6 protein-coding genes are annotated in these 5,156 nt (G+C 77.4%); 2 read left to right on the top strand and 4 right to left on the bottom strand.

Annotated features, from left to right (window positions below):
* A partial coding sequence (locus KIK08_RS37175; protein WP_214408006.1) for a Dyp-type peroxidase occupies positions 1 to 1,106 on the top strand: 1,106 nt, incomplete at its 5' end.
* Between the two features lie 37 nt (positions 1,107 to 1,143).
* On the opposite strand, the gene KIK08_RS37170 is transcribed toward KIK08_RS37175, so the two are convergent.
* The gene (locus tag KIK08_RS37170; protein WP_214408005.1) at positions 1,144 to 1,833 is read right to left on the bottom strand and encodes a haloacid dehalogenase type II; all 690 of its coding nucleotides are present in this window, start codon (positions 1,831 to 1,833) and stop codon (positions 1,144 to 1,146) included.
* A gap of 71 nt (positions 1,834 to 1,904) precedes the next feature.
* Here KIK08_RS37170 and KIK08_RS37165 point away from each other — a divergent pair, with 71 nt between their 5' ends.
* Positions 1,905 to 2,240: an HNH endonuclease gene (locus tag KIK08_RS37165; protein WP_214408004.1), complete on the top strand. Its 336-nt coding sequence runs from the start codon at positions 1,905 to 1,907 to the stop codon at positions 2,238 to 2,240.
* A gap of 18 nt (positions 2,241 to 2,258) precedes the next feature.
* Here KIK08_RS37165 and KIK08_RS37160 read toward each other — a convergent pair whose 3' ends face one another.
* The 3 genes from KIK08_RS37160 to KIK08_RS40745 all read right to left on the bottom strand — a co-directional run.
* Positions 2,259 to 2,684 (bottom strand): VOC family protein, encoded by a 426-nt coding sequence (locus tag KIK08_RS37160; RefSeq protein WP_214408003.1) that lies wholly within the window; start codon positions 2,682 to 2,684, stop codon positions 2,259 to 2,261.
* Positions 2,685 to 2,810: 126 nt separating this feature from the next.
* Positions 2,811 to 3,461, bottom strand: coding sequence for a response regulator transcription factor (locus KIK08_RS37155; protein ID WP_308258132.1), 651 nt, complete (start codon positions 3,459 to 3,461; stop codon positions 2,811 to 2,813).
* On the bottom strand, positions 3,430 to 5,156 hold a 1,727-nt coding region (locus KIK08_RS40745; RefSeq protein WP_250558579.1), incomplete at its 5' end, for a sensor histidine kinase. The genes KIK08_RS40745 and KIK08_RS37155, both read right to left, overlap by 32 nt.

Below are 5,156 nucleotides of genomic sequence, written 5' to 3'. Positions count from 1 at the left end.
CGGCCCCGGTGCCCGCGCCCGCCCCCGCGGGCGCGGACGTCGTCGCCTTCCACGGGCGCCACCAGGCCGGCATCACCACCGCGCCCGCGCAGGCGCACGCCGCGTTCGTGGCGCTCGACCTGCGCCCGGGCACCGGCGCCGAGGGCGTCGCCCGGTTGCTGCGGCTGCTCAGCGACGACGCCGAGCGGCTCACCGCGGGCGGGTCGCCGCTCGGGGCCGACGACCCGGAGCTGGTGGGGCTGCCGTCGCGGCTGACGGTGACCTTCGGCTTCGGGCCCGGCCTGTTCGACGCGATCGGCCGCCCGGAGCAGTGCCCGGCGGCGGTGCGCGCGCTGCCCGCGTTCACCACCGACCGGCTCGACCCCCGATGGAGCGGGGGCGACCTGCTGGTGCAGGTCTGCTCCGACGACCCGCTGCCGCTGTCCTACGCGGTGCGCAGGCTCGTGCGCGACGCCCGCAGCGTCGCCACGGTGCGCTGGACCCAGCGCGGGTTCGGCCCGGCCCGGGGCTCGGAGCCGGCGGGCACCACGCCGCGCAACCTGTTCGGCCAGCGCGACGGGTCGAAGAACCCGGAGGTCGGCGACGCGCTCGACGGCGCGGTCTGGGTGCGCGAGGGCCCGGACTGGTTCGTCGACGGCAGCATGCTGGTGCTGCGGCGGATCCGGATGGACCTCGACGTCTGGGACGACCTCGGCCGCGAGGGCAAGGAGATGTCCGTGGGCAGGAGGTTGGGCAGCGGAGCACCGGTCACCGGTGGCACCGAGTTCGACGAGGTCGACCCGGCGGCCGTCGACGGCAGCGGGTTCACCGCGGTGCCGGCCGCGGCGCACGCGCTGCGGGCGAAGGCCCGCGGCCCGGCGGAGCGGATGCTGCGCCGGGGCTACAGCTTCGACGACGGGCCGAGCGCGGAGGGCGTCCCCGAGGCGGGGCTGCTGTTCGCGGCCTACCAGGCCGATGCGGCGACGGCGTTCGTGCCGGTGCAGACCCGGCTGGCCGAGTCCGACGTGCTGAACCTGTGGGTCACCCACACCGGCTCGGCGGTCTTCGCCGTGCCGCCGGGCTGCGGGCCCGGCGAGTTCGTCGGGCAGCGGTTGCTGGCGCGCTGAGGTGACGGCCGGGGTGCCCCGCGCGGGGCACCCCGGCTCAGGCCCGCCCGAGTTGGTCGGCGAGGTCGTCGAGGCCGTCCGCGTGCAGGTCGAACCGGTCGTCGGCGGTCGGCGGGTCGCCGACCGGGCGGGCGACGTAGGCGGTGCGCAGCCCGACGGCCTGCGCACCGCGCAGGTCCCAGGCGTGCGCGGCGACCATCAGCAGGCGCTCGGGCGGGCGGGCCGCGACGTCGACCGCGAGGCGGTAGACCGCGGGGGCGGGCTTGTACGTCCCGGCGGACTCCGCGGACAGGGCCTGGTGCCAGCGCAGCCCGGCGTGCGCGTTGAGCCGCAGCAGGGCCGATCGGCTGGCGTTGGACAGCCCGATGACCGGGAGGCGCTCGGCCAGCCGGGCCAGCCCGGTGACGCTGTCGGGCCAGGGTGGCAGGCGCTGCCCCGCCGTGGCGAGGGTCGCCACGGCGTCGGGTTCGGTGATGGCGGCGTCGGCGGCGACCAGCGCGGCGGCTTCGCGGTCGATCGCGTCGCTGGGCGCGAACGGGCGGTCGCCGTCGACGATCCGCCGCTGCTCCCGCTCCACGTGGGCCTGCCACCGGGCCAGCCAGCCCTCGACGGCGTCGTCGTCGCGGTGCGGCGCCGTCGCTCGGATCCCGGCGCGCAGGCCGGTGGGCTCGTCGACGAGGGTGCCGAGGACGTCGAACACGACGGCGTCGATCGCGGGGGCTGCCATGCGGCCACTTCTGCCCGCGACACGGTGCCGGTGTCAAGCCGGTTGCGGGGCACCCGCCCTAGGCTGCGGCGGTGGTCGCGAGGAGTCGCAAGGCGCGGGTGGGCGCGCGCCGCAGGAAGCGGGTGGCCGCGGTCGTCAACGACCTGACCGACGAGCAGTGGAGCGCCCTGCGCGTGGCCTGGGGCGGCTGCGCCTACTGCGGCGCCGTCGACGACGCGCCCCAGCGCGACTGCGTCCTGCCGATCTCGCGCGGCGGGCGCTACACCGTCGGCAACGTCGTCCCGGCCTGCCGGTCGTGCAACAGCAGCAAGTGCAACGCCGAGGTGACCGCGTGGCTGCGCCGCAAGCGGCTCGACGAGCAGGCCTTCCTGCGCCGCTACGTCGAGATCTGGGCGGCGCTCGGGTAGCGCCCACCCCGCCCGGCGTCAGGCTGCCGGGTACTCCACGGCGACGTCCAGCACCCAGGTGATGCCGAAGCGGTCGCGCAGCATCCCGTAGAGGGGCGACCACGGCGAGGGCGCCAGGTCCTCGATGACGGTCGCGCCGTCGGACAGCCCGTCCCAGAGCTCGGTGATCTCTTCCTTCGTGCTGCCCCGCAGCGAGACGAAGAACGACTCCTCGCCGCGGCTGAAGGCGCGCGAGGACGGCACGTCGAAGGCCATCACGTGGAAGCCGCCCTCGCCGCGGACCTGGCCCCACAGCACCTGGTCGGCCTCGGCCGGGTGCACGGCGCGGCCGGCGTCCCGGTAGGTCGTGATCACCAGCTCGCCGCCGGACGCGGAGCGGTAGAACTCCAGCGCGGCCCGCGCGTCCCCGCGGAAGTTCAGGTGGGTGGTGGTGCTGACGGTCATGTCGTGCTCCTGGTGGTCGCTCGCCCGGTCGCCCGTCGCGTCCGGCTGTGGGACCACCTTCTCGGCAGAAGAGGACAGATACCGGCCGCTACTCCCGGGTGCTCGCAGTGGCGTGGGTCGCAGTCGTCATGGCCCTCCCAGCCCGGCCCGTCGGGCCACCGCCGCCGCCGCGGCCCGGTCGGTCACCTGCAGCTTGGCCAGCAGGTTCGACACGTGGTTGCGGACGGTCTTGTCGCTCAGGCCCAGGCGCGCGGCGATCTGCGCGGTGCCCAGGTGCGCGGCCAGCAGGTCGAGCACCTCGCGCTCGCGCCCGGTGAGCCCGGGGAACGGCGGCTCGGCCGGCCGGTCCGGCGCGGCGGCCAGGAACGTCGTCAGGCGGGCGGCGACGGTGGGCCCGAAGATCGCCTCGCCGCCGGCCACCGCGCGCACCGACCGCAGGATCTCCGCGCGCCCGGCGCCCTTGAGCAGGTAGCCCCGGGCCCCGGCGCGCAGGGCCGCGAAGACGGAATCGTCGTCGTCGGACATGCTGAGCACGAGGACGCGGGCGTGCGGGCTGGCCGCGACGATGCGCCGGGTCGCCGCGACCCCGCCCATCCCCGGCATGGTGATGTCGAGCAGCACGACGTCCGGCTGCCGCACCGCGACCACGGCGATCGCCTCCTCGCCGGTCGCGGCCTCGCCGCAGATCTCCAGGTCGGGCGCGGTCGCCAGCAGGGCCCGCAGCCCGGAACGGAAGTGCGCGTGGTCATCGACGAGCAGCACGCGGATCGGTTCCACGGGCCTCCTCAGGGTGCGTGATCGGTGCGGGCTCCCGGTCGGGGTGCAGCGGGAGCAGGGCGCGCACGGTGGTGCCCCCACCCGCGCGGCGCCCGACGGTGCAGGTGCCCCCGAGCTCGCCGGCGCGTTCGCGCATCGAGGCGATGCCCACCCCGGCGGGGCGCTGCGGAGCCGGCCCGCGCCCGTCATCGACGACCTCGACCCGCAGCCGGTCGCCGTCGACGGCCAGGGTGACGCGCACGGCGCGGGCGTCGGCGTGCCGCTCGGCGTTGGCCACCGCCTCCAGCGCGATCCGGTAGGCGGCCACCTCGGTCGCGGCCGGCAGCGCCGGCAGCGGGGCCGGCAGGTCGAGCCCGACGGTCGGGCCGCGGCGGGGACGACCGGCCAGGTGCGCCTCCACCGCGCCGGCGAGCCCCAGGTTGTCCAGCGCGGGCGGGCGCATGCCCTCGATCAGCCTGCGCACGTCGGCCAGCGCGGTCCGCGCGTCGTCGATGATCTCCCCGAGCAGGTCGTGCACCGGCCCGGGCTCGGCGATCTCCCGCGCGGTGTCCGCGCGCATCGACATGCCCGCGAGCACGGGACCCAACCCGTCGTGCAGGTCGCGGCGCAGCCGCCGGCGCTCCTCCTCGCGGGCCAGCACCAGCCGCTCCCGGGACAGCTGCAGGTCCTGGGAGAGCCGCTCGGCCTGCGCCGCCTGCCGCGACGCCCGCACGGCGCCCGCGATCGGGCCGGCCAGGTCGCGCAGCAGCCGCAGGTCGCGCCGGCCGAGCGCGTCCTCGCCGGGGCGCGGCCCGAGCAGCAGCACCCCGACCCGCTCGCCGCCGGCGAGGAGCGGGACGGCCGTCGGGACGGCCGGGAGCCGGCCGGTGCTGGTGCGGTCGCCGCCGTCGACGTCGATGGCGACCGCACCGAGCCGCAGGGCCTCGCGCAGCGTGCCCACCACGGCCGTCAGCGAGTCGGCGTCGGCGACGAGTTCGAGCCTGCGGCCCAACCGCGACAGCACCGCGTAGGGGTCGCCGCGCTGGCCGTAGAGCAGCCGGTCGACCCGGCGCTGCACCCGGTCTCGCAGCGGGGAGAGCACGAGCGCGGCCGCCCCGGCGCCGACGAGCGCGGCCGGGAGCGCGCCCGCCTCGCCGAGCAGCGGGCCGAGCAGGGCCCCCGCCGTGGCCACGACCAGCAGGTACGCGCCCAGGACCGCGGTCGACAGGACCACCAGCAGCACGGTCCGGCCGATCAGCCGGTCGATGTCGAGCAGGCGGTGGCGGACGACGGCGACGGCCAGCACGACGGGCAGCAGCGCCCCGGCGACGGCGCCGACCGCCTCCCAGAGCAGGTCGCGCACGGGCCAGAGGGACTCCGGGTGGTCGTCGAGCACCCCGGCCAGCAGTCGGGCCAGGATGAGCAGCGAGGCGAGGCCGACCCCGTAGGCCAGCCACCGCGCCTGCTGGCGGCGCCGCGACCCGGGCGGCGCGCTGCGGACGTCGCGCAGCAGGGCCAGCGCGGCGGCCGCGACGAGCAGCACCGAGTACAGCGACAGCACGAGCGCGGCGGCGTCCGCGGCCGGGACCAGGCCGGCGACGCCGAGCGGGTTGGACCTCCCCGGCACGCTGAGCTGGATGTCCGGGCCCGGGCGCAGCGCGCCGAGCCCGCCGGCGACCGCGGCCAGCACCGCGAGCACGCCGAGCGGCCACCGCC

The organism is Pseudonocardia lacus (assembly GCF_018531445.1).
In the GTDB taxonomy this organism is placed as follows: domain Bacteria; phylum Actinomycetota; class Actinomycetes; order Mycobacteriales; family Pseudonocardiaceae; genus Pseudonocardia; species Pseudonocardia lacus.
This window is presented reverse-complemented; position numbering and strand designations above follow the sequence as displayed.